We start from the raw sequence: 23,518 nt of genomic DNA, 5'->3' as shown, positions 1-23,518 counted from the left end.
TCAGCGCTTGTCGATGCCGTAGACGTAGAACTGTGCGTTCAGTCCGTTGACCGGGTAGCCGGACACCCCGGCCGTGCTGACCACGATCTGCGGGTTGAGGTAGAGCCAGTCGCTGGCCGCGTCCTCGGCGATCTGACGGCTCGCCTTCCGCAGCAGGGCCGTCTGCCCGTCGAGGGTGGAGGCCTCCTCCGACTGCTTGATCCAGGTCGCGACCTGTGGGTTGTCGTAGCCCCAGTAGAAGTCGGGATCGCCGTACCAGCGGATGTCCCTGTCGTTGACGTGCTCCTGCAGGGTCGCGGTGAAGTCGTGCCGCTGGTACACCTTCGTGTACCACTCGTCGGCGGTGATGGTGTTGATGTCCACCGTGATGCCGACCTTGGCCAGCTCCGACTTGACGAACGTCGCGATGGTGGGATGCGGGTCGTAGTTGGGAGTGTCGAGGGTGAAGGTGAAGCCCTCCGGGTAACCGGCCTCGGCGAGCTGTCTTCTGGCCAGTTCCACGTCGTAGGGATTCACCTCGGTGAGGTCCTCGTACCAGGGGTCACTCGGCGGGACCATCGAGCCGATCAGACTGCCGTGACCGTCCCAGATCGATTCCAGCAACTTCCCGTCGTCGATCGCGGAGCTGACGGCCTTGCGGACGAGCACCTTGTCGAAGGGGGGCTCACGGTCGTTGAAGGCCAGCAGGAGCTTGGTCGTGGACCTTCCCTCGCTGACCTTGTAGCGCGGGTCGCCGGTGAACTGGGCCAGGGCGTCGGGGCTCTGCTCGCTGGTCACCAGGTCGACGGTGCCGGTCAGCAGCGCGTTGTTGAGCGCGCTCGCGTCGGTGAAGTAGTGGAACACCACCTGCCGGTTCTTGGGCGCGGCGCCCCAGTAGCCGTCGAACCTGTCCAGGCACAGAGAGGAGCCGCGCTTCCACGTGCCGAGCCGGTAGGGCCCCGTGCCGTCCTCGGCGGTCGCCGGTTCCTTGACCGTGTCGTTGATGATCCACACGTGGCTCAGGTTGTAGACGAACGAGATCGACCTGGACGACAGCTTGACCACGACGGTCGAGGTGCCGGGGGTCTCGATGCTCTTGATCACGCTCAGGGCGCTCTTGCGGGGGGACGTGGAGCCGTCGTCGATGATCCTCTCCAGGCTGTATTCGACGTCGGCGCCGGTGAGCGGGTCGCCCGAGTGGAACCGCACCCCCTCGTGCAGGTAGAAGGTGTAGGTGAGCCCGTCGCGACTGACCTTGTAGTCGGCGGCGAGCAGGTTCTCGATCGTGCCGTCGTCGGTGAGCCTGAAGAGTCCCTCGTAGACGTTTCCGCCGAGTGCCTCGATCACTCCCTGTCCGCCGCCGCCCACGTTGTCGAGGTTCTGCGGTTCGTACAGCGAGCCGATGTCGATCACGGGCGCCGACTCGGCAGTGCTCGACGCCGGGCCCTCCCTCCCGTTTCCCCCTGCGCCGCAGGCGGTGAGAGCCAAGGCTAAGGCGATGCCGGAGCCGATGAGCGACGCCATCTGACTTTTCACGATGTCCCCCGTGTTGTCATCTGACAGCCTAACTAGAGGGGTCATTCTGTCGCTTTTCGCCGATTATGGCCATCGCATAGAGCTGTATCATCCCGGCCGCGCCACAGAGCTGCCCGGCTTGTCCGTCTTAAGCACAAACTAGTCAACAAGTGCAAGGAAGGGGCTATTGCAGGCCGCTGTCAATGGATGGCGAGCCTCCCGACTTTCGCCGGTCAAGGACGTCGTCGCAGGAACACCAGGGACTTTTCTAAGGTGAATACATAAGAATTCACCAGAATGTAGGATTTTGTAGAGACGAGGCAGAGATCACTGTCAATTTCACTGTCAATTTTCACCTCACGGACATTTAGGCATGAAATCCATCGAACGGCACCTTTGTCCTGAAAGATCGCCCACATTCAGGAGCCGGGTGGGACGGTCTCGCCGAGTGCCCGCCGCGCGTCGCCGAGCAGGGACAGGGCCCTCGCCTCGTGGGCGGTGACGTTGTCATACCGGCCGAACAGGGCCAGCGCCCGCTTGAGCAGGTCGACGGCCTGCCCGGCCTGCCCGGCCCGCAGGGACGACTCGCCCAGCCCGAGAAGCACCCGCGCCTCGATGAGCCGCTGGTTGGTGGCACGGGCCAGCGTCAGAGCCCGCCGCAGCGCCGTGGCCGCCTCGTCGAACTCCCCCTGGCGAAGCCGCACGAGACCGAGCCCGTGCAGGGCGTGCACCTCCCCGATCGGGTCGCTGAGGTCCCGCACGACGGCCAGCGCCCGCTCGAAGGACTCCCCCGCCCCGTGGAAACCGCCGGAGTTCAGCCGGGCGTGCCCCATGCGGTACAGCACCTGGGCCTCCACCCGCCTGCCGTCGCCCTCCCTGCTGAGCCTCAGCGCCTCACGGAGCTGACGCTCCGCGCCCTCCGTGTCGCCCCGTTCCAGTCCCATCTGGGCCAGCTGGTTGAGCACGTAGGCGACGGCCACCCGGTCGCCCGTGGCGCGGAAGGTCTCCAGCGCCCGCTCGTAGCGCGACGACGCCTCCCGGGCACGGCCGGCCGTCCAGTCCAGCATCCCGATATGGCGGGTGGCCAGCGCCGCGCCGCGCACCTCCCCGGCCTCCTCGAACGCCGTGACCGCGGCCTGGGCCAGCCGGAACGCCTCCGCCGGCCGCTGGTCGAGATGGCACAGAGTGCTCAGCGAGGTGAGTATCGCCCCCTGGCCCCTGCGGTCGCCCGAGCGGCGGGCGGCGGCCAGTGCGATCTCGTGACTCTCCCGCCAGTCGTCGAGGTAGACCTTGGACTCGAAGAGCGGGACGATGCTCATCGCCAGGTCCCAGCACAGCCCGGCGAACCCCGCGTGCGCCGCCTGCCGTACGGCGGAGAGCACGAACGGGCGCTCGCGCTCCAGCCAGGCCAGCGGCGCGGCGGCGAACTGCGCGACCAGCGGGGCCGGCAGCGCCCAGCGGACGGCGTCGCTGCCGATGACGACGTCGCGGCCGTAGTAGCGGTCGCGAACCGCGTCGGCGATGAACAGCAGGCCGCCGAGCATCCTGGCGAGCGCGTCGTTGCGCTCGGCGAAGGACTCCTCGGCGGCCAGGCGCTCCCTGGCGAACACCCTGATGAGGTCATGGAAGCGGTACTGGGTCTCAAGGCCCCTGCCCGCTCCCACGATCTCGATGAGCTGAGCGTCGGCCAGGTCGTCCAGCAGGTCGTCGGTTTCGGCCGGCGAGCGGTCCAGGAGCGCGGCACCGGCCCAGGCGGAGAAGACGGGAGCCTCCATGATCGCCAGGCGTCTGAACAGCCGCCTGGCCTCCTCGCCCAGGCCGTCGTAGGTCAGCGAGATCCCGGCCCTGATCCCCATGTCGCCGTATCTGAGCTCGTCCAGCCGGTGGGTCTCGTCCTGGAGGAGTTCCACCAGCCGCCCCAGGCTCCACCGGGGCCGCGCGGCCAGGCGGGTGCCGACGATGCGCAGCGCCAGCGGCAGGTGGCCGCACAGCTCGGCGAGGGCGTCGGCCGCCTCGGGCTCGGCCCGCGTCCGCTCGGCTCCCGCGATGCGGGAGAGCAGCTCAAGCGACTGCTCGGCCTCGAAAACCGCCACGTCGACATGGGCCGCACCGGCCAGCCCCGGCAGTCGCCTGCGGCTGGTGACGATGACGGCCGATTCGGGGTTGCCCGGCAGCAGCGGCAGGACCTGGCTCTCGCTGACCACGTCGTCCAGGACGACCAGCGTCCTGCGGGCGGCCAGGAGGTCGCGGTAGGTCTCCGCGCGTTCCTCCAGCCCTTCCGGCATCGCGGAGCCGGACACCCCGAGCGCGCGCAGAAAGCGTTCGAGCACCTGCAAGGGACCCACCGGACGGGTGGAGCCTCCCTGGAAGGTGGCGAAGAGCTGGCCGTCGGGAGAGTGCCCGGCGATGGCGTGCGCGATGTGCAGCGCGATACTCGTCTTGCCGATGCCGGCCTTGCCGACGATCACGACGACGGGTACGGCCAGCCGCGACCGCTCCCGCGCGCCTTCGCCTGTCAGGTGCGCGCGGATCTCGGCCAGTTGCTCGGTGCGCCCGGTGAAGTCGGCGACGGAGGGCGGCAGCATGCCCGGCGCGCCCTTCCGCCCGCGCACGCGCTCCACGGCGCCGGGAGTGTGCCGGTCCGGCGGGTTCAGGCTCTCGTCACGGGCGAGGATGGCCCGCTGGAGCCGCTGCAGATGCTCGTTGGGCTCGATGCCCAGTTCCTCGGCCCAGGTCTGCCTCGTCTGCCGGTACACCTCCAGCGCCTCGGCCCGCTGATCGGACCTGTAGAGCGCCGTCATCAGCAGGCCGCGCAGCTTCTCGCGCAGCGGGTACTCCTTGACGAACCGGGCGAGCTCGTCGACCAGCTCGTGGTGGCCGCCGCGCTCCAGCTCCAACTGGACGCACTCCTCGACGGTGGTGATCCGCTGCTCGGTGAGCCTGCCGGCGGCCGACTGCACCAGCCTGCTCTCGACGCCGTCGAGCACGGGTCCCCGCCACAGGGACAGCGCCGCGCGGTAGAGGTCGATCGCCTCCGCCTGCCGCCCGCCGTCCCTGGCCTGCCTGGCCTGGACGAGGGTGGCCCTGAAACGCTGGGCGTCGATGCGCGCGCCGGGGATCTGGAGGGCGTACCCCTGGGAGGTGGTGACGATGAGGTCGGGGTGCCCGTGGGAATCGAACAGGCGCCGCAGGGCGGACACGCAGTTCTGGACCTGGGAGCGCGAGGTCACCGGCGGATCGTGGCCGTAGATCGCCTCCATCAGGCGGCTGACGGTGACGGTCCTGTTGGCGTCGAGCAGGAGTGCGGCCAGCACGATCCGCTGCCGTGCGCTTCCCAGGTCAAGCCGTTCGTCGCCCACCCCGGCCGTCAGGGGGCCGAGCACGAAAAACTCCATCCGAAATCTCCCCCTGTCGAGGACGTGAGTGATGGCGTGGTGGGCTGGGCCCGTCGTCAGCCCGTCGTCGCGGCCCGGGACCCCCGTGTCCCCGGCCGTGCGGAACCGCGGTTCAGCTCCAGGGTCGCCCGTCTTTCGTCACGGTCACGATCGCGATCACTGTCACTCTCACGGGAGAGGGAATGCGGCTGCTGCTACTGGTGCTCACGGCTACCTCGTGTCGCTCGGGGGCGCCGGCCGTTCACCGAGTGGGATCGGAGTGGAAACGGCCCGGCCGTATCCACCAGACCATCGCGCCAGACGGCGGAGGGGTGGTGTGGACACGAGCATTACCGCACAGGTTCCGGACGGTGTCTACGGCAGAACCGTTATTTCGCGGCAGCCGATCGAAATCGACTCACGTTGATTAATAATTCAACTTACATACTCTCGGGCAACCGGAAACGATCGGCAGCTTTTCGGGGATTGGGGATGGCCGGAGAATGAGACCGTCGATCCCCCGCGTGAACGTGAGATGACAAAGAAAGGCAATCCGGCTCACGATAAGGAAGGCCCCTCCGTGAACGACATCGGGGCCATGGCCCCACCCGCCACGAAGGCCGCCATCGCGGCTCCCCGGTGAAGACCGCGTCCGCACCCGAGATCCCCGGGCCGCCCGCCCGGCACATCGGCACAGGTCGGCGGGGCCTGGCGCGTCGCCGCCGCCACCGCGGCCGGCGTGTCGCACCGGCCGACCCCTATCCGTCCCCTGCCTGCCCTTATCCACGGTGAGCAGGCCCGAGAAACCCGCCACACGATTTCCCCCGATTCGGCGCGCGGCTACGATCACGTCATGACCAGGCGGGAGAAGGGCAAAAGCACTTTTCCAGAAAACCGCCTCCCTGCGAGGGAGACATCATGATCGAGAGCATCCTTCCCGGCTGTGTGGTGGCGGCGGACCTCTTCCACGACCCCCTTGACGCGACACTTTTTCCCGAAGAGGAAAAGGTGATCGAGCAAGCGGTCGAGAAGCGCCGCAGGGAGTTCACCACGGCGCGGGTGTGCGCCCGTGCCGCCCTCGGCAGGCTCGGACTGCCGGCCACGCCCGTGCTGCCGGGACTGCGCGGTGAGCCCCAGTGGCCGAAGGGGGTCGTCGGCAGCATCACGCACTGCGCGGGATACCGGGGCGCGGTCCTGGGGACCTCCTCCGCGGTGACGGCCATCGGCATCGACGCCGAGCCCAACACCCCGCTGGCCAACGGCGTCCTGGAGGCCGTCTCGCTGCCCGAGGAGCGCACCGAGCTACGCCTGCTGTCGGCCGGCCATCCCCAGGTGTCCTGGGACAAGATGCTCTTCAGCGCCAAGGAGTCGGTGTACAAGGCGTGGTTCCCGCTGGCCAGGCGGTGGCTGGACTTCGAGGACGCGGTGATCAGCTTCGACCCCGTGGCGGGCGCCTTCTCGGCGCGGTTGCTGGTGACGGGGCCCAAGGTCGACGGCAGGCGCCTCAGCGTCCTTTCCGGCCGATGGCTGGTCGACAGGGGACTCATCGTCACCGCCATCGTCATTCCGCGCTGAGTTCCGCCGTCCACCTCGCGGGTGGCGCGGATCGCGGCCGGACGGCGAACGCACATATGTGAGGGCCGCCCACCGGCCTCGGCCTGAAATCCGGCGATAAATACATGAATCACCTATTTATACATAAAATTGGAAAAACTACTACGCTTCAGACAAGCTTCGCAGTTAGCCTGTTGTGGGACGCGAAGGACTCAATGGATAAGCAGCCGGCATCGAACTCCGGCAGAAAACAGCAATATTTCTTGAAATCTCGCAATATTATGAAATATGAGATTTCGCACGGCTCTTGCGACGCTCCTTCTGACCACCGTGGCCCTGAGCGGACAGCCCGCGGTGGCCGCCGCGCCGGCCACGATCGCGCACGCGCAGCGAACCCAGACCTGGAAACTGGTGCTGACCAACGGAAACGTGGTGCAGGTGCCGGAGGCGCTCACCGAGGCGCCCGACGACGCGGCCAACGCCGGGGCGCGGGCGCCGTTCCTGGTCAGCGGGGACGGGCGGCATTTCTTTTATTTCCGTAAGTCGGATGGGCTGTTCGTCGAGCGGACGCTGAGCGGCGGGGAAAGGGTGGTGTCACCGCGGCTCACGGCGTCCTCGATCAACGAGGAGTGGCCGCTGGTGTCGAACGACGGCGGTTACGTGGTCACGGGCACCTCCGCGCCGGGGATGGGAATCTTCGCGGACCTGCGCAAAGGCAAGGTGCTGCCGCCTCCCGGAGGGACGGACGCGTGGGCCTTCGCGGGGTTCAGTCCCGACAGCGACCGGCTGCTGCTGGCAGGGGAACGGCTGACGGTGTTCGACCGAGGGCTGCGCGCCCGGACGCGGCTGAAGACATCGCTGTCGCCGACGGCGCTGGCGAACGACCACGTCACGGCGGCGGTGCCTGTCGGCACGTGGCGGAAGTATCGCCAGTTGCGGCTGCTCGACCTGCGTACCGGCCGCGCGAGCGGCACGGTGACCGTGGGGTTGCCGCGCGGGCAGTACATCGACGACCTCGACTTCGACCAGGCGGGACGCGTGATCGTCCGGTCGAGGACCGCGACGGGGGTGGCGGTCTACCGGGTCTCGACGACGACCGGCAAGGCGACGCCGCTGCGGAAGATCACCAGGCCCGACGTGGAGGTCTGGGTGCTCCCCGGGGACAGCACGTACGAGCTGTGGACGGAAAAGGCAGGCCAGGCGCCCCGGAAATGAGGCGAGCCCGTCGACCGGGATTCCTCGGACGGGACTCACCCGCTGAGGGTACGGACGCCACACGGCGGCGTCATCGCCATTACGACGCGCAGAGGTCGGTGCTGCTTCTCGTCAGTGTTCGGGGCTCCACACCCAGATCTCCGCCAGGAGCCTCACGGTCAGTAGTGATTCCGGAGCCGGATAGGTCGACCGGCGACAGTTGGATACGCGAGCTCACCGGTACCGAGGCCGGAAGAGGACTGACATCCTCGCCCATCCGGGCCAGGACCCGCCGTGTCGGCCTTCAGGCGATGGCCGAGCCGATCCATGCCGTTGCCCGTAGTCCGGCGGCGGTGACCGCCTCGTCCAGCGTGTGGCGCACCTCGAACGACCCGGCATGGCCGGTGAGCTCCAGCAGCCGCCTCACGCGCTCGTGCGGGGCCGCCAGAGACAGCCGACCCTCTGCGGCGGCCAGGCGGGCGCGGGTGTGCAGCAGGGTCGCCAGGCCGGAGCAGTCCAGAAAGGTCAGGGCGCTCAGGTCGAGAAGCAGCGGCTCCTGCGGGCGCGGATGGGCCTGGTCCAGGGAGGTCAGCAGCCGGGCGGAGTTGGTCGCATCCACCTCGCCGGTCACCCAGACCACCGTTCCGCCGGGTAGGTACTGGCTGGTGAGCGATAGCGGGGTCACGGCCGTTACCTCCATCCCCGGTTCCATTCCGGCGAGAAGAAGTCGAGATGGCAGCGGCAATGATCGCTCGCCGTAGGGTAGATGAGGGGCAGCCGCCTGTGGCGGAGCCCTGACCGCCATGACTACGGAAGGACATTACCGGAAAGACAGTTCATCATATGATGGGCAGTCCGATGGGATCCACCCCTCCGACCGCTACGTTGCAGGACCGAAAGTGTGACGCGCCGTGCCTGATGCTGGATCTTCTACCTGGACCTTCTTGACCCACCACGCGCGGGTGCTGCTGGAGATCGCCCGTAACCCGCAGGCGCGGCTACGCGACATCGCCGCGGTCATCGGCATAACCGAACGCGCCGTACAGGGCATCGTCAGCGACCTGCACGAGGCCGGCTACCTCAATCGCGAACGGGTCGGGCGGCGCAACCACTACAGCATCAACCCCGATCAGCGCCTGCGCTATCCGACCGAAGCGGATCTGCCGGTACGTCGCCTGATCGAGATGCTCACCACCCACGAACTCGCTCCGTTGGCGCCTCCTTCCGACACTTCAGCCGAGCGCGAGGCGACAAGGCGTTGACGTGTCCTGTGCCCGACCGGCCTACATACCGGCCCCTTTGAGCTGACCGCCGACCCACCAGATGAGCCACGCTCCAAGGACCGGCGCGACGCTGTTCGCGGGTCACGCGGGGAGGACGCCGTCGATGTCGAGGAGAAGGTGGCGAGGTCCTCGCAGGTTCGGGGTGTGGCGGTAGGGCGGCGGGTCGGTGACGAGCCGTGGGTTGACGAGCCGGCGCGTGAGTTCGGTCAGCGCGAGGTGCGTCTCCATCCGGGCGAGGGGTGCGCCGAAGCAGTAGTGGATGCCGCCGCCGAATCCGAGGTGCTGGTTGTCCTGGCGGTCGGGGTCGAAGCGGTCCGGGTCGTGGAAGCGTTCGGGGTCGCGGCTGCCGGAGGCGAGCACCAGGATGATGACCGCGCCCTTGGGGATGGTGGTGCCGCCGATGTCGATGTCGGCCAGGGCGCTCCGCCTCGGCCCCGGCATCTGGATCGGCGGCTCGTAGCGCAGCAGTTCCTCGACCGTGCCGATGACCAGGTCGGGTTCGTGACGCAGCCGTTCGAGCAGCTCGGGACGGCGCAGGAGGGTGAGCACCCCGTTGGCTATGAGGTTGACGGTGGTCTCGTGACCGGCGATGAGCAGCAGCGCCGCGGTGCTCAGCAGGTCGTCCGACGGCATGTCGGCGTCGAGGGCGAGGGCGGAGAGCAGGTCGTCGCCCGGATGCCGGCGATGGGCGCCCACCAGTCCTTCCAGGTAGCGGCCCAGTTCGGCCATGGTCTGGAAACGTCGCCGGTTCCGCTCGACGATGGATCCGGTCGTCGGGTCGTTGGTCTCGACCGTGGTCTGGGACCACCGGTGGAAGAGCGGTTCGTCCTCCCGGGGCACCCCGAGGAGCTCGCAGATCACCGTGAGCGGAAGCGGGTAGGCGAAGTCGTCGACGATGTCGACCCGGGTACTGCCGTCGAAGCCGTCGATCAGGTCCGCGATGATCTCGGACATCCTGGGTGCCAGGCCGGTGAGCCGGCCGGGGGCGTCCGGAGGCCCGAAGTGCCTCATGGCGACGGCCCGGAGCCGATCATGGTCGGGCGGATCGCGGCGGATGAACTCGGGCGGCAGTTGCGGAGCCTCCTCCGGCGAGAGCTTTATCTCGGCTATCTCGGGAAGGTTGCGCAGATCCGAGCTGACGCGGGGGTCGTGGAGCAGCGAGACGATCTCCTGATAGGTGCTCACCACGTAGCTGCCGTCCGGCTGCCGCGCCACCGGGGTCTTGCGGAGCTCGTGAAACAGCGGATACGGATCGGCGCGGTTGGAGTAGTCGAGGAACCGCTCGAAGGCGCTGGCCTGTTCCATGGTGACTCCCTTGCCTCAGGACCTCGTGAGACACGGCGGTCCCGCCCTCCTGGCGATGGGAACCAACGACGCGGGTGGCATGGTGACGCGTTCACGTCGCCGGGTCAGGAGCCGCGAGGCCGGGCATCGCGGATCACTCGTTCACGGTGTGCGCACGCCGCGACCTCGTTCCCGTACACGTGATCACTCGTGCTCGCCCCTTCCCACGCTAGCAACCGCCCGGCTCATGGCCTTGCCGGGGCCTGCGGGCCGCCTCACGCGTGCCGTACGGCCTGCGCCACGGGTCAGGCGGCTCGCCGGGCTCGCGCCGTGGTCCTGCGCCGGCCGTCCGGCGTGGGCGGCCGGCGGAGCCGTTCAGGCGCGGGGTTCGTGTCCGGGGTCGGGAACCGCGTAACCCGGAACGGACGGCCAGCGGACGGTGAGCACCACCGACTCCTCCTCGGCGTACCAGGAGTGATCGACGCCGTGACCCCACACGACATAGTCACCTCGCTCGGCCAGCAGCACGCTGCGGCCCGGCAGCTCCACCCGGAAGCGCCCGCTGATCAGCAGGAGCAGCGCCGTGCGTTTCTCACCGACGACCCACTGCGCGCGCTCGTCGCCACGCGGATGCACGCCCCACTTGATCTCGACGTCCTCGCTGTGCCGGGCGTCGCCGGCCGGCTTGAAATGCCCGAGGAGCCAGCCACGATCACCGGCCGCGTCGACGTCCGCACTACCCACGTACACGTTCTCCAGCACGAGCGGCGACGCTAGCACGACCTCGGCCCGCGGGAGCCGGGCGGTTCCGGGGCCGCCGGGTTCCGCCCGCCTGTCATCCGGGGAAAGGCGCGGCCGACGGTCAAGGAACGGCCGGCAAAGCTTTACCGATCGTTTGAACGGTCTCCCGTCGCGCCGGACCGACCAGGACGGCCTCCTGGCGTGCGCCGTCAACCTCTCCCATAGGCGGTGAGCACCCGCAGGGCCCGCAGGGTTTCGATTCCCCGGTATTCAAGGGTGGAGGCCGCACCCGGCGGCTCCCAGGTGATGGGCCATCCCCCGTCCGGCCGCTGGTCGCCCGCCAGCCGGTCGAGGTGGCCCTCGATCAGGTCGTCGGCGAACAGCCGGCGCCAGCGACTGTCAGGTGTGGGGGCCAGGTGCAGCGGGGTGAGGCCGTAGGCCGGGTCCGCGGGATCGGCCCGGTAGTGGTTCAGCTTGGGGAGCCATTCGCCCACCCGCTCGGCGACGCGTTCGGCCCGATCACGGTCGGGGACGTGCTCAAGGAACACCAGCGTCTCGGACATGGCGTGCGCGTCGTCGGGAAAGCCCTTCTCCAGCGCCGCCCAGCACCAGTCGGTGGCCCGGGTGAGCCAGGGGTGGTCGGCCCCCATCCGGTGCAGCAGCCCGGCCAGTCCCGCCGTGGGGTTCAGCCCCGGCGCGTAGGTCCAGTCCGACCAGTGCACGGCCCTCGGGTACGCCTCCATGACCGGGAAGGCCAGGGGCACCGCCCCGTCGGGCGCGGACACCGCCGCCAGCCAGTCGCACGCACGCGACACCATCCGCTCGGCCGGCGGGCAGCCGGCCGCCGTCAACGTCTGGAAGGCGATCTCCACGTCGATGGGCAGGCTGTCGGGGCAGCGCTTGTCGGGTTCGAGCCCGTGACCGAAGCCGCCGTCGGAGTTCTGGTAGCCGCGCAGGGAGTCCACCACCCCGGTGGCGGGCTCCGCCTGGAAAAGGGTCGCGAACAGGCGCTGTTCGAGCAGGCGGCCCTCACGGAGGATGAAGGCGCCGGCGGTGTCGAGGATGCTGTCGTTCATGACATCCATGCTGACCGGAAACCGGCCCGGTGTCTTGAATGAATCGGACACCGATCCGGTCGTCCCCGGCCCGCGGCATGACCGGCTCCGGTACCGATCAGGGTTCGTAGGCGCGCAGGCGGGGCCACCAGCCGGGTACGGCCGCGCGGTATCTCTCGTACTCCGCGCCGAACCTGCGGCTCAGGGTCGGTTCCTCGTACCAGTGGACGAACGCGACGACCGGCACCATCATGACGGCGCCGTACAGCAGCAGGACGGGCCGGCTGAGGAGCAGGGCCTGCCCGGTGATGGCCGCGAGGACCGCCACATACATCGGATTCCTGACGTATCTATACATTCCGCCAATAACCAGGTGCTCTGTCGGGGCGATCGGGGCAGGGGTTCCCAGCCCTTCGACCACGAACCGGACGAACGCCCGGACCAGTGCCACGACGCCGGCGACGACGAGTGTCCCGCCGACGAGACGCGACGACACCGTGGCCCAGGACGGCACGGAGGCGAGTGGATCACCCGTCTCCCAGCGAGTGATCCACCAGGGCAGCAGCCCCGCCACTACGCCCGGCGCCAGCACGAAAAAAACCGTGGTTCCGACGGCCGCAGGAGTCTTTCGCATCACGTCACGCTCCCGTGTCCGGGACCGGCGACGGCCGTCGATCGCGCACGGCCGTCGTCGGCCACCTAAATTCACTACTTGTTGAGTTTAAACTCGCACCGGAAGATCGTCAACGATCGGTGACGGCACCGCCCTCCGGTCCCGCGGTCACCGGCCGAGGGTCGTCCGGCCGGGGTCCCGGGCTGCGGATCCGGACCGGCCGGGGCTCGTCCGGCCGGGATCCCGGGCCGCGGATCCGGCCTGCCGCTCCACCGCGCCCCTTCCCGGTCCCGGGGCCGGTCACGGGCCCTTTACCGCGAAATAGCAGGCGTTCTCGGCCGGTCCTTACGCGAAAACCCCATGCGGGCAGGAATAGTAGTGATCGCACGATCGTTGGATTACGGAGTCAATGAGTGGCGCCACATGGAGTCGCGCGCCTCGCGCGTAATCTGGCGCAAGTCACGGTCGTGCGACTGGGAGATACCTTGCACCCGATTACGACTGAGAACGAGCATGTCCCGATACCGGCGGTCTTCCCCGGGAGGAGCGCCTCCCCGGCGAGAACGCTGCTCGACATCCTTGATCAGACCACCCGGAGGCACCCCCACGCCCCCGCGCTCGACGACGGGCGGATCCGTCTCGACTACACCGGCCTGCGGGCCGAGGTCGACCGGCTGGCCGCCGAGTTGCGGGAGGCCGAGGTCGGACGGGGTGACCGTGTCGGGGTGCGGGTGCCGTCGGGCACCGTCGGCCTCTACGTCGCGATCCTGGCCGTGCTCACCGTGGGCGCCGCCTACGTGCCGGTGGACGCCGACGACCCCGACGAGAGGGCCGAGCTGGTCTTCACCGAGGCCGGGGTGCGCGTGGTCGTCGTCGACGGCGAAAAGATCATCCCCTTCGGTTTCCCGCCCCACGCCGACGACGTCCGGCCGGACCCCGCGTACCTGACAGACCCCGGCGACGTCCGGCTGGACCTCACCCACCTGACACGGACCGGCGACGCTCGAACCGACTCCGCGACCCTCTCCCTCACCGGCGGCGCGGGCCCCGGGCTCGACGACGACGCGTGGATCATCTTCACCTCCGGGTCCACCGGCAAGCCCAAGGGCGTCGCGGTGACCCACCGCAACGCGGCGGCGTTCGTGGACGCCGAGGCCCGGCTGTTCCTGACCGACGATCCGATCGGCCCCGGCGACCGGGTGCTGGCCGGGCTCTCGGTGGCCTTCGACGCCTCCTGCGAGGAGATGTGGCTGGCCTGGCGGTACGGCGCCTGCCTGGTCGCCGCCCCCCGGACGCTGGTGCGCACGGGCATGGACCTGGGGCCGTGGCTGATCGAGATGGGCATCACGGTCGTGTCCACGGTGCCTACGCTGGCGGCGCTCTGGCCGGTCGAGACGCTCGACGACGTCCGGCTGCTGATCTTCGGTGGCGAGGCGTGCCCGCCCGAGCTGGCCGAGCGGCTGGCCGTACCGGGGCGGGAGGTGTGGAACACCTACGGCCCGACCGAGGCCACGGTGGTCGCGTGCGCGGCGCCGCTGACCGGCGAGGGGCCGGTACGGATCGGCCTGCCGCTGGCCGGCTGGGATCTGGCCGTCGTCGGCAAGGACGGCGAGCCGGTGTCCATGGGCGAGACCGGCGAGCTGGTCATCGGCGGGGTCGGGCTCGCCCGGTATCTCGACCCGCTCAAGGACGCGGAGAAGTACGCCCCGCTCGAATCCCTCGGCTGGGAGCGGGCCTACCGCAGCGGCGACCTGGTCAGGGCCGAGGCCGAGGGGCTGCTCTTCGTCGGGCGGGCCGACGAGCAGGTCAAGCTGGGCGGGCGCCGGATCGAGCTGGGCGAGGTGGACGCGGCCCTGCAGGCGCTGCCCGGGGTCTCCGGGGCGGCGGCCGCGGTCCGCACCACCGGCGGCGGGCACCAGTTGCTGGTCGGCTACGTCGTACCGGGCGAGGACTTCGACCAGTCGGAGGCCAGAGACCGGCTCCGCCACACCCTGCCCGCCGCGCTGGTCCCCCGGCTCGCCCTGGTGGACGAGCTGCCGACCCGCACCTCCGGCAAGATCGACAGGGACGCCCTGCCGTGGCCACTGATCAAGAAGTCCGATCTGTCCGACGCCGTGCCCGATGTCGACCCCTGGGTCGCGGAGTGCTGGCTGGACATCCTGGGCGGCACCGAGGGCGACTTCTTCGCCGAGGGCGGCACCAGCCTCGCGGCGGCCCGGCTGGTCTCCGCGCTGCGAACCCGTTACCCGGCGGTCACCGTCGGTGACGTCTACGACCACCCGACGCTTCCCGATCTCGCCGGGCACCTGTCCGCGCTCGACGCCCCGGAGATCGTGACCACCGACCGGGTCGTCACGCCGATGCCGCGCACCGCCGCGTTCGTCCAGGCGGCGCTCACCGTGCCGCTGCTGAGCGTCGGCGCGCTGCGCTGGGTGATCGGCCTGGCCACGCTCAACAATCTGATCGGTTTACCCTGGGCGCCGACCGTCCCGTGGTGGTCGGTGCTCCTGGGCGCGATCCTGTTCGTCTCCCCCGCCGGGCGGATCGCCCTGGCGGTGGCCGGCGCCAGACTCCTGTTGGACGGGCTCAAACCGGGCACCTACCCGCGAGGCGGGGCCACCCATCTGAAGCTGTGGTTCGCCGAGCAGTTCGCCGAACGGCTCGGCGTGGGAGAGCTGTCCACCGCCCCCTGGCTCACCCACTACGCCCGAGCGCTCGGCGCCCAGGTCGGCGCCGACGCCGACCTCCACTCGGCTCCGCCGATCACCGGAATGCTCAAGCTGGGCAAATACGCGGCGGTCGAGCCCGAGGTCGACCTGAACGGCTACTGGATCGACGGCGACCAGGTGCACGTCGGTGAGATCAAGATCGGCGCCTCCGCCACGGTCGGGGCCCGCACGATCCTGTTCCCGGGCGCGAGGGTCGGCAAGAACGCCCAGATCGCACCCGGTTCGGCGGTCGCGGGCGCGGTGCCGTCCGGGGAACGCTGGGCGGGCGCGCCCGCCAGCAGGATGGGCAAGGCCCGCCAGCCCTCCGAGGTCCGGCCGCCACGCTCGCGGCGCTGGGTGGCGGTCTACGGGGTCTCGGCGTTGGTGCTCAGCCTCATGCCGGTGATCGCGGCGCTGCCCGGCATCGCCCTGCTCCTGCGCGGCGGCGCGACGTCCCTCACCGGTGTCCTGTACGGCGTGCCGCTCGCCACCGTCACCTCGATGGCCGCCTACGCCCTGCTGACCGTGGCGTCGGTGCGGCTGCTGTCGGTCGGCCTGCACGCCGGCCACCACCCGGTGCACAGCCGCCAGGCCTGGCAGGCGTGGGCCACCGGCCTGCTGATGTCGATGGCTCGGGTCTGGCTGTTCCCGCTGTACGCGAGCATGATCACCCCTGCCTGGCTGCGCGCCCTGGGCATGAAGGTCGGCCGGGACGTGGAGCTGTCCACGGTGCTGGCGCTGCCGTCGATGACCTCCGTGGGCGACGGCGCGTTCCTCGCCGACGACACGATGGTCGCGCCGTACGAGCTTGAGGGCGGGCGGCTGCGGGTCGACCACGTGCGGATCGGCAAGCGCGCGTTCCTCGGCAACTCCGGGATGACCGCGCCGGGCCGCAAGGTGCCCAAGGACGGCCTGGTCGCGGTGCTGTCGGCCGCGCCGAAGAAGGCCAAGGCCGGATCGTCCTACCTCGGAATGCCGCCGGTGGAGCTGCGCCGGGCCTCGAAGGACGGCGACCGCAGCCGCACCTACGATCCGCCGCTGCGACTGAAGATCGCCCGTGCCGCCGTCGAGGTGTGCCGGATCGTCCCGGTGATGTGCACGGTCGCGGTCGCGGTGCTCGCGGTCGCGGCCCTGGAGTGGCTGGCCGGCTCGTACGGCTTCGCGGTCACGGCGCTGCTGAGCGGGGTGGTGGTGCTCGGCGCCGGGGTGCTCGCCGCGGCGGTCACCACCGTGGCCAAGTGGGCGCTGCTCGGCCGGATCGCGGTCGGCGACCGGCCGCTGTGGAGCTCGTTCGTGTGGCGCAACGAGCTGGCGGACAACTTCGTGGAGGTGCTGGGCGCGCCCTGGTTCGCCCAGCGCTGGCTGGGCACGGCGCCGCTGAACCTGTGGCTGCGCTCACTCGGCGCGCGGGTGGGTCGCGGCGTGTGGTGCGAGACCTACTGGCTGCCGGAGGTCGACCTGATCACTCTGGGCGACGGGGCGTCCGTGAACCGGGGTTGCGTGTTGCAGACACACCTGTTTCATGATCGCGTCATGAGCATCGATACTGTCGTCCTGCGGGACGGGGCGACGCTCGGCCCGCACGGGGTGATCCTTCCCGCCGCGATGATCGGGGACAACACCACTGTCGGACCGGCGTCCCTGGTGATGCGCGGTGAATCCGTTCCTCCGGGGACGCGCTGGTTCGGCAACCCGATCGCGGCCTGGAAAAAGCGCACTTAGCAGAGGAAATACGTGGTTCCGAGCACCTCCCACCTCCCCTACTTCCCGTCTCACGGAAACGCCGGCTACCGGGTGGAGCACTACGACCTGTCCCTGGACTACCGGGTCAGCTCCAACCGGCTCGGCGGGACCGCCCGCCTGTCGGCGGTGGCGATCGAGACGCTCAGCCGCCTCTCCCTGGACCTGGGCACCTTCCGCGTGGGAGGGGTTCTGGTCAACGGCAAGCCGGTGCGGTTCACCCATCGCGGCGGCAAGCTCCACCTGGCCCCCGGGCGGCTGACCCCGGGGCCGTTCACCGTCGAGGTCCGATACGCCGGTGCCCCCCGCCCGACCCCCAGCTTCTGGGGAGAGCTCGGCTGGGAGCAGCTCAGCGACGGTGTGATCGTGGCCAGCCAGCCGATCGGGGCCTCCTCGTGGTTCCCGTGCAACGACCGCCCCGACGACAAGTCCTCCTACCGGATCGCGGTGACGACCGCCTCGCCGTACACGGTGGTCGCCAACGGCGATCTGACCGGCAGGAGCAGGGGCGCGGCGGGGACCACGTGGGTGTACGAACAGGCGGAGCCGATGGCCTCCTACCTGGCGAGCGTGCAGATCGGCCGCTACCAGCAGGCCGAGCTCGGTCCCCGGATGCGGCTGGCCTTCCCCCCCAAGCTCGCCGCCAAGGCGCGATACGACTTCGGCCGGCAGAACCGGATGATGGAGGTCTTCAGCGAGCGGTTCGGGGCCTACCCGTTCGGTTCCTACACCGTGGTGGTGACGGACGACGAGCTGGAGATCCCGGTCGAGGCGCAGGGCATGTCGATCTTCGGCGCGAACCACGTGGACGGGGCTCGGGGCGAGGAGCGGCTGGTCGCCCACGAGCTGGCGCACCAGTGGTTCGGCAACAGCCTGACCCTCGGCAGCTGGCGTGACATCTGGCTGCACGAGGGATTCGCCTGCTACGCGGAGTGGATCTGGTCGGAGGCCTCCGGCGGGGAGTCCGCCGACGTCCTCGCCACCCGCTGCCACCAGCGGCTGTCGGGGCTTCCCCAGGACTTCATGCTCGGCGACCCCGGCGCCCGGAGGTTGTTCGACGACCGCGTCTACAAGCGCGGCGCGCTCACGCTGCACGCGCTGCGGCGGGTCGTCGGCGACCTGGCGTTCTTCGCGATGCTGCGCGAGTGGACGTCCGCGAACCGGCACGGGACCGTCACCACGGGCATGTTCCTCGATCTCGCCCTGCAGTACGCGACGCGCTCCTACGACGGGCTCCTCGCCGCATGGCTGTACGGCTCCCGCCTGCCGCCTCTCCCCTGACGGGAACCCTGCCGACACGTCCGAACCCGTTGCTCGGCCGGTCGGGCCCTTCCCTCGTACGAGGTGGACCCGGAGGCGCCGCCGGAGGCCGGGCCTATGACCCTGGTCTGCCCGATGGATTCAACGGAACTGAATGGCTACATTCACCTACACTGTAGCCATGCCGCCGACACCACGGTCCGTCCGGTTCGAGGACGCCGTCTTGGACAAACTCGCGAAGTTCGTCATGGAACACCCGGGGCTCTCGGTCTCCGCCGCCGTCAACCTCCTCATCACCGAGGCCCTCCGAATGGAGGAGCATCCGGGTGTGCTGTTCCGGACCGGCCCGTCGGGCCGCAGGGTGGTGATCGTCGGCGGCCCCGACGTCTGGGAGATCGTCCGAGCGATCAAGGTGGCACGTGCCGCCGAACCCGATGTGACCGCCGATGAGATCGTCGCCATGACCGCCGAATACTCGGGACTACCCCAGCACCAGGTCAGAACCGCCATCCGGTACTGGTCGAGCTACCCCGATGAGATCGACGCGCAGATCGCCGCCGCCGATGCCGCCGCGGAGGAGGCGGAGGAGCGCTGGAGGCGGGAGCAGGGACTGCTCGCGTCGTGAGCGGCAGGCTTCTACTGGACGAGATGTTCCCGCCCCTCCTCGCCGAGACTCTTCGCGAACGGGGACACGACGTCGTCGCCATCGTCGAACGCCCCGAGGGCCGAGGACTTCCCGATCCTCAAGTACTGGATCTGGCGGTGGCGGAACAGCGCTGTCTGCTCACCGAGAACATTCGAGACTTCGAGATCCTCCGGGCACAGCGACTCCACGGAGGCCACCCGTGCGCGGGTCTCCTCTACAGCGGTCCACACCGCTTTCCAAGGACCAAGACCGCGATCGGCCGGTTGATCACTGCCTTGGACGGGCTTCTCTCCGAAGAACGACTGCCCGTCTCCGGCCAGGTGGACTGGCTGACATAAAGGGATACCAAGGATCACGATTCGGGCCTGCCCGCCTGTGACGATGACATGTCGGCGGGAGCCTCCCGGGACGTCCCCCGCCTGCCGCCTCTCCCCTGACGGGAACCCTGCCGGCGCCGCGTCTGGCACACCTCGTGATCGACGCCGTCCGAGGAGCCCCGGGAATTCGACGACCGACGCCCCTGCCGATCGGGCCGGGGCGTCGGCGAGCCGAGGGATGCGGGCTCCTCGCGCGTTCAGAGCCACACGGCGGAGCCTCGGAAACCCTCTTCCCCACCGGGGAACGGCGTCACGGCGTCAGATCCTGATCGAGGCGGCGTCGATGGTGCCCGATGTAGACGTGCCCACGCTCGTCGGTGTGCTCATGCGCCGGGTCCGTCGTGTCCGGGGTCTCCGTGGTGGCCTGAGTCTCCGCGCCGGAGCTCGTCGGGGCGCTCATTTCCCGTGCCCGTCGTGGCCGGACTTCCCGTGACCGTGGTGATGGTGGCCGGAGAGGTGCCCGCGGTCGAAGCCGAGGCGCCGGACGGCGGCGTTCGTCAGGCGCTTCCATTTGCCGTCGTGCCATTTGTAGAAGTGGTCGCCGTCGAAGCGGTAGCGGTCGCCGTGGACCACGAGGTAAAGATCGCCGTATCTGCTGTAGCGGTTCCACCACCGGTGACCGTCCCAGCTGCGGCTTTCCTGCTTCACCGCCTCGTGCCGGACGGCGGCGGCACCGGTGGCGCTCCCACTCTCGTATGTGGTGGCCGCCGAGGCGGCGCCGCCGGCGGCGAAAAGGATCCCACCTGTGATCGCGAGGGTGGCGGTCGCGGTTGCCAGACGACGAGTGACCTTGCTCATGATCGTGTTTCTCCCTTGGCGTGCCCGGCTGGTGCTGTGACTCCAGGCGATGGATGTGCTCGTGTGTTGCACGAGGACTAAACTCGACGTATGTCCTGATTAATCCCATTCATCCCATGATGTGACGTTACTCACCTGTGTCCTAATTGACCCATGGACATCAGGCCGCCCATCCACCACGGACACCACCCGCGCCCCGCCAGGAGCCGTCCTTCGGATCATGGAACGGTGGTGCCGCCTCCGCCTCAGCTCTGCCTTGACCACCGCTGCGATCCGGCCGGCATCGCGGAATCAGGCAGGCCACCTCTCAGGATCGCCCGCACCGGCCACGTTCGGCTCCGGCGCACAGGCGGGTGGGCGGGTAGGCGAAAGCCCTTCGGCCGAATGCCCCGGGCTTCGATCGTCGCGCACATCGCCCAGCCCGAATGCCGCCGGTCGGCGTTCCACACCATCACGATCGCCCCGCCGGTCTCGCAGTAGCCCAGCTCACCCCGGGAGACCGCCCAAGGTCTTCAGAAATACCCCGCCATGTCGTCCACGCTTTCTCGATCCTCAAATTCTTACCCAGTAAAAAGCGTGACGTATACGCACTTATTTAGATTCTTTTCGACTGCGAGCCGATTCACCTGCCGACGTTTCCATATCGCGTCGCCTTCCGCAGACCAGCATCTCGCTCCGCCAAGCATCTCGTCGTGCGGCAACGAGCAGGGGCATGCCGGCGGCCGAGATCGACGAGGATGGCGAGAGGTCTGGCGGCAGATGTCACCTGGAGCCGGGGTGACGAAGAAAGACCACTACTGCAACCTGATCCTCAACCTGCAGAAGATCGCCTACGAAACCGGGACCATCGAGCCGGCCGAACTGCGCGGCGCGCTCGGGCATCTGGTGGAGAGCCGGATGTGTATCTGTTCTGGCAGAAGGTCCGGGCTGTGCGGGTCCGGGGACTCATGGCGACCAGGGTGAAGATTTCTTCACCGCCGAGGTCGACAGGGCTTTCGCCGACGCCGGCCCTCCCCCGCCCAGGAGCCTTCTCTCCCTGCTTCACGACGCCGTCGGACAGTGGCGGAGCCGGAAGGAGACTGCGACCAACCGCCGGCCTCGCGGTTGATCGATGTTCGTACCGGGGCAAGACGGGGCTCCCTCATGAGGGACGCGGCCAGGCGTATTCACCGGAGAACCACCGGCCGCCGAGGATCTTCATCATGGCGGCCGATGGTTTCGTCGCTCCAACGGCGGTCGAACTCGTCGGCTTTCACGCCGTTGATGAAGGCGTCACACCCTGCATCGCGATCCCCCGGATGAAGCGAGCCGGCCGTCTGGACACATCCGGCAGAGGGCTCGCCATCGTCCAGGACCTCTCCCACAACTGGGACTGGACCCTCAACGCGTACGGCAAGGCAGTCTGGTTCCAACTGGTGGCATGGCCTGCGCTTCAGGCAGACCACCTGAGTCTCATCTAGGCAAGATCACCTTGATTTCGGCCACACGTGATCGGTACAACAACGGGCGGCATCCTCACGCAACTGCTCGTACGAGCGGTTTCGGCCCGTAGGACTCTCTGCCAGCCCCATCGCCACAGCCTGGCCGAAAACCTCGGGCGCGTCGGCCTCTCGATAGCGGCGGCCCGATCCGCTGACCTCTCTCATGAGCACCTGTTTGGGATCGGCCAGCCGCCCGGTATCCCTGCCACGATGGCGGGCGGGCACCGACCACGATCCGCAGACCGCCGTGAGCGCGTCCGGAAACAGCAGCAACCAAGACTCGATCTCCGCCACGGCCAGGGCGTAGTGCGCCGTACCCAACGCGGTTTCCAAAGCCTTCTCCACCCGCAGACGAATGACCGGATACTGATCACCGTCGACCGCGTCGAGGTCTTCGTGAACGAACACGCACGCCACTGTCGTGTCATCCCGCACAGCCCGCGCACGGACCTTGCGCGCGAGGGTCTCCGCGCGGGCGGCGAGGTTCGCGCCGGTGGCCTGGTGCAGTCGCACCGGGTCACTGATCTCCACAACCCGTCCACGCATCTCCGGACAGAAATCCTCCAGAAGGATCCGAAGACTGATCCGGTCATTTCGATCCTCACCTGCGACCACCACGACTGGTTTCCTGGTGGGCCGAATGCGGGTTCCCCCGCGTCTGCTCACAGATCGCCTCCCAGCGCACCGGAGAACCACAGCTCCCCCAGGGGCATCCCTTCGCTAGCCCGCACTATTTCCTCAACCTGAGCAATCGAGATCGCCGGAATCATGGACGAACCGTCTTCCCCGCGCTCACAGACAATAAGCTCTTCAGGCTGGAGACGGTCAGCGAAGGCCGGCGAGTGCGTGGCGATAATGAACTGCGTCCTTTCGCTTGCCTCCCGAATTCGCTCGACCAGAAGCTCCAGAGCCTGCGGGTGAAGGCCATGATCAATCTCTTCTACGCACGTGAGCGCGGGAGGGTTGGGGTCATAGAGCATAGCCAGAAGCCCGAGCAGCCGGATGGTGCCGTATGAAGCGTCGAGCAGCGGAGTCGTGTCTCTCAACCCCCGCTCTCGCAGTACGACAACGACGGCGTGTGCGCCTCCTGACGGATACTCGAAGTCAAGTGCTTCGAGCTGGGGAAGAACTTCCACAGCATCAGCCTGAAGACGCTCCCATGCCTCCTCGTCTGTGTCGCGCAGCATCAGCAAGAACCCAGCAAGGTTAGACGCGTTGTCCGCGATGGTCTCGTCGCCGTTTCGTGAAACACGTGATGGCAGACACGCCCGGGTGACGTCTACATCGAAAATACGAAACGTGCTGAGAAAGTCAGCCAAAGCAGTGACTTCGCGCGATCCGAACTCCTCGGACAGCCGAGGCAATGTCGACAGACCACTACTCAGAGTGTTGAGGCCAATTCTTTTTGCCGGCCGTCGAATCTCGGATTCAAACAGCGACTCATCGGCACCGTATTCGGTTGTAATCGCATTCTCATCGTCGACCCAGATCCTGCGCCTCCTACCATCGGGCAGTCCCACGTCAAAGATCTCATCCCGTTCTAGCGGTCCACCATGGAGCATCATTGTGTATTCATCAGGTCGCCCCCCGACGGTCGCCGACCACGTGCCCATAAGGCCAACCGTAATATTGTTCTCCTGTTCATCGCCTCCGCGGAACATCAAGTGATCGAATCCTCCGCGATTGTCAAGTGCCGGCCCCAGGTCAGTGCGGACGACGTCAGCCAAGAAGTCGAACACCCGCAAGACGTTCGTCTTGCCAGCACCGTTCGGACCAACCAGAACATTGATGGGGCCGAGCGGTAACTTGATTTCTTTCAGGCTTCGAAAGTTCTCCACTCTGAGTTCGGTCAACCGCCGTGTCGTCACTCCGCTTCTCCCCTGCCGCTCACTTCGAACAGTTCCGTTTCATGGACA

At 68.4% G+C, this 23,518-nt stretch carries 20 protein-coding genes; 9 read left to right on the top strand and 11 right to left on the bottom strand.

Annotated features, from left to right (window positions below):
- Complete coding sequence (locus tag J2853_RS04550; RefSeq protein ID WP_307555269.1) at window positions 1-1,515, bottom strand: ABC transporter substrate-binding protein; 1,515 nt, start codon at window positions 1,513-1,515, stop codon at window positions 1-3.
- A 398-nt stretch (window positions 1,516-1,913) separates the two neighbouring features.
- Window positions 1,914-4,889, bottom strand: coding sequence for an AfsR/SARP family transcriptional regulator (locus J2853_RS04545; RefSeq protein WP_307555267.1), 2,976 nt, complete (start codon window positions 4,887-4,889; stop codon window positions 1,914-1,916).
- 897 nt (window positions 4,890-5,786) lie between these two features.
- Here J2853_RS04545 and J2853_RS04540 point away from each other — a divergent pair.
- Together J2853_RS04540 and J2853_RS04535 are read left to right on the top strand one after the other, a co-directional pair.
- Window positions 5,787-6,443: a 4'-phosphopantetheinyl transferase family protein gene (locus J2853_RS04540; protein ID WP_307555265.1), complete on the top strand. Its 657-nt coding sequence runs from the start codon at window positions 5,787-5,789 to the stop codon at window positions 6,441-6,443.
- A gap of 267 nt (window positions 6,444-6,710) precedes the next feature.
- Window positions 6,711-7,637, top strand: a complete 927-nt coding sequence (locus J2853_RS04535; protein WP_307555263.1) for a hypothetical protein — start codon at window positions 6,711-6,713, stop codon at window positions 7,635-7,637.
- Between the two features lie 283 nt (window positions 7,638-7,920).
- On the opposite strand, the gene J2853_RS04530 is transcribed toward J2853_RS04535, so the two are convergent.
- Window positions 7,921-8,301, bottom strand: coding sequence for an STAS domain-containing protein (locus J2853_RS04530; RefSeq protein WP_307555261.1), 381 nt, complete (start codon window positions 8,299-8,301; stop codon window positions 7,921-7,923).
- A 277-nt stretch (window positions 8,302-8,578) separates the two neighbouring features.
- Between J2853_RS04530 and J2853_RS04525 the strand changes: the two genes are divergently transcribed.
- Window positions 8,579-8,878 (top strand): helix-turn-helix transcriptional regulator, encoded by a 300-nt coding sequence (locus J2853_RS04525; protein ID WP_307555259.1) that lies wholly within the window; start codon window positions 8,579-8,581, stop codon window positions 8,876-8,878.
- Window positions 8,879-8,980: 102 nt separating this feature from the next.
- On the opposite strand, the gene J2853_RS04520 is transcribed toward J2853_RS04525, so the two are convergent.
- The 4 genes from J2853_RS04520 to J2853_RS04505 all read right to left on the bottom strand — a co-directional run bounded on the left by J2853_RS04520 (window position 8,981) and on the right by J2853_RS04505 (window position 12,613).
- Window positions 8,981-10,204, bottom strand: a complete 1,224-nt coding sequence (locus J2853_RS04520; protein WP_307555257.1) for a cytochrome P450 — start codon at window positions 10,202-10,204, stop codon at window positions 8,981-8,983.
- 354 nt (window positions 10,205-10,558) lie between these two features.
- On the bottom strand, window positions 10,559-10,942 hold the full coding sequence (locus J2853_RS04515) for a cupin domain-containing protein (RefSeq protein WP_370879513.1): 384 nt from the start codon (window positions 10,940-10,942) through the stop codon (window positions 10,559-10,561).
- A 191-nt stretch (window positions 10,943-11,133) separates the two neighbouring features.
- Window positions 11,134-12,000, bottom strand: coding sequence for a hypothetical protein (locus J2853_RS04510; RefSeq protein WP_307555254.1), 867 nt, complete (start codon window positions 11,998-12,000; stop codon window positions 11,134-11,136).
- Window positions 12,001-12,097: 97 nt separating this feature from the next.
- Window positions 12,098-12,613, bottom strand: a complete 516-nt coding sequence (locus J2853_RS04505) for a methyltransferase family protein (RefSeq protein WP_307555252.1) — start codon at window positions 12,611-12,613, stop codon at window positions 12,098-12,100.
- A gap of 464 nt (window positions 12,614-13,077) precedes the next feature.
- On the opposite strand from J2853_RS04505, the gene J2853_RS04500 reads away from it, so the two are divergent.
- The 4 genes from J2853_RS04500 (at window position 13,078) to J2853_RS04485 (ending at window position 19,284) form a co-directional block, all read left to right on the top strand.
- Window positions 13,078-17,022: a Pls/PosA family non-ribosomal peptide synthetase gene (locus tag J2853_RS04500; protein WP_307555250.1), complete on the top strand. Its 3,945-nt coding sequence runs from the start codon at window positions 13,078-13,080 to the stop codon at window positions 17,020-17,022.
- Between the two features lie 12 nt (window positions 17,023-17,034).
- Complete coding sequence (locus J2853_RS04495; RefSeq protein WP_307555248.1) at window positions 17,035-18,321, top strand: M1 family metallopeptidase; 1,287 nt, start codon at window positions 17,035-17,037, stop codon at window positions 18,319-18,321.
- Between the two features lie 160 nt (window positions 18,322-18,481).
- On the top strand, window positions 18,482-18,925 hold the full coding sequence (locus J2853_RS04490; RefSeq protein ID WP_307555246.1) for a hypothetical protein: 444 nt from the start codon (window positions 18,482-18,484) through the stop codon (window positions 18,923-18,925).
- Window positions 18,922-19,284, top strand: coding sequence for a DUF5615 family PIN-like protein (locus J2853_RS04485; RefSeq protein WP_307555244.1), 363 nt, complete (start codon window positions 18,922-18,924; stop codon window positions 19,282-19,284). The genes J2853_RS04490 and J2853_RS04485 overlap by 4 nt, the downstream gene beginning before the upstream one ends.
- A 289-nt stretch (window positions 19,285-19,573) precedes the next feature.
- On the opposite strand, the gene J2853_RS04480 is transcribed toward J2853_RS04485, so the two are convergent.
- Complete coding sequence (locus J2853_RS04480; RefSeq protein ID WP_307555242.1) at window positions 19,574-19,723, bottom strand: hypothetical protein; 150 nt, start codon at window positions 19,721-19,723, stop codon at window positions 19,574-19,576.
- Window positions 19,720-20,121, bottom strand: a complete 402-nt coding sequence (locus J2853_RS04475; RefSeq protein ID WP_307555240.1) for a hypothetical protein — start codon at window positions 20,119-20,121, stop codon at window positions 19,720-19,722. Before J2853_RS04475 ends, J2853_RS04480 begins: the two co-directional genes overlap by 4 nt.
- Window positions 20,122-20,898: 777 nt before the next feature.
- Between J2853_RS04475 and J2853_RS04470 the strand changes: the two genes are divergently transcribed.
- Both J2853_RS04470 and J2853_RS04465 read left to right on the top strand, forming a co-directional pair.
- On the top strand, window positions 20,899-21,084 hold the full coding sequence (locus J2853_RS04470) for a hypothetical protein (protein ID WP_307555239.1): 186 nt from the start codon (window positions 20,899-20,901) through the stop codon (window positions 21,082-21,084).
- Between the two features lie 239 nt (window positions 21,085-21,323).
- Window positions 21,324-21,581: an ATP-binding protein gene (locus J2853_RS04465; protein WP_307555237.1), complete on the top strand. Its 258-nt coding sequence runs from the start codon at window positions 21,324-21,326 to the stop codon at window positions 21,579-21,581.
- Window positions 21,582-21,587: 6 nt separating this feature from the next.
- Here the strand turns inward: J2853_RS04465 and J2853_RS04460 are convergent, their stop codons facing one another.
- Together J2853_RS04460 and J2853_RS04455 are read right to left on the bottom strand one after the other, a co-directional pair.
- Entirely contained in the window at window positions 21,588-22,220 is a 633-nt protein-coding gene (locus J2853_RS04460) for a hypothetical protein (protein ID WP_307555236.1), read from the bottom strand.
- A 44-nt stretch (window positions 22,221-22,264) separates the two neighbouring features.
- Window positions 22,265-23,470, bottom strand: coding sequence for an AAA family ATPase (locus tag J2853_RS04455; RefSeq protein ID WP_307555235.1), 1,206 nt, complete (start codon window positions 23,468-23,470; stop codon window positions 22,265-22,267).
- Window positions 23,471-23,518 lie beyond the last annotated feature (48 nt).

This window comes from Streptosporangium lutulentum (genome assembly GCF_030811455.1).
In the GTDB taxonomy this organism is placed as follows: domain Bacteria; phylum Actinomycetota; class Actinomycetes; order Streptosporangiales; family Streptosporangiaceae; genus Streptosporangium; species Streptosporangium lutulentum.
This window is presented reverse-complemented; position numbering and strand designations above follow the sequence as displayed.

Excerpts from the sequence above, each read along its gene's own strand:
- J2853_RS04535 (WP_307555263.1), top strand. The coding sequence starts at position 6,711 with ATGAGATTTCGCACGGCTCTTGCGACGCTCCTTCTGACCACCGTGGCC.
- J2853_RS04490 (WP_307555246.1), top strand. The coding sequence starts at position 18,482 with ATGCCGCCGACACCACGGTCCGTCCGGTTCGAGGACGCCGTCTTGGAC.
- J2853_RS04465 (WP_307555237.1), top strand. The coding sequence starts at position 21,324 with ATGGCGGCCGATGGTTTCGTCGCTCCAACGGCGGTCGAACTCGTCGGC.
- J2853_RS04545 (WP_307555267.1), bottom strand. The coding sequence starts at position 4,889 with ATGGAGTTTTTCGTGCTCGGCCCCCTGACGGCCGGGGTGGGCGACGAA.
- J2853_RS04540 (WP_307555265.1), top strand. The coding sequence starts at position 5,787 with ATGATCGAGAGCATCCTTCCCGGCTGTGTGGTGGCGGCGGACCTCTTC.
- J2853_RS04480 (WP_307555242.1), bottom strand. The coding sequence starts at position 19,723 with ATGAGCGCCCCGACGAGCTCCGGCGCGGAGACTCAGGCCACCACGGAG.
- J2853_RS04520 (WP_307555257.1), bottom strand. The coding sequence starts at position 10,204 with ATGGAACAGGCCAGCGCCTTCGAGCGGTTCCTCGACTACTCCAACCGC.
- J2853_RS04510 (WP_307555254.1), bottom strand. The coding sequence starts at position 12,000 with ATGAACGACAGCATCCTCGACACCGCCGGCGCCTTCATCCTCCGTGAG.
- J2853_RS04505 (WP_307555252.1), bottom strand. The coding sequence starts at position 12,613 with ATGCGAAAGACTCCTGCGGCCGTCGGAACCACGGTTTTTTTCGTGCTG.
- J2853_RS04475 (WP_307555240.1), bottom strand. The coding sequence starts at position 20,121 with ATGAGCAAGGTCACTCGTCGTCTGGCAACCGCGACCGCCACCCTCGCG.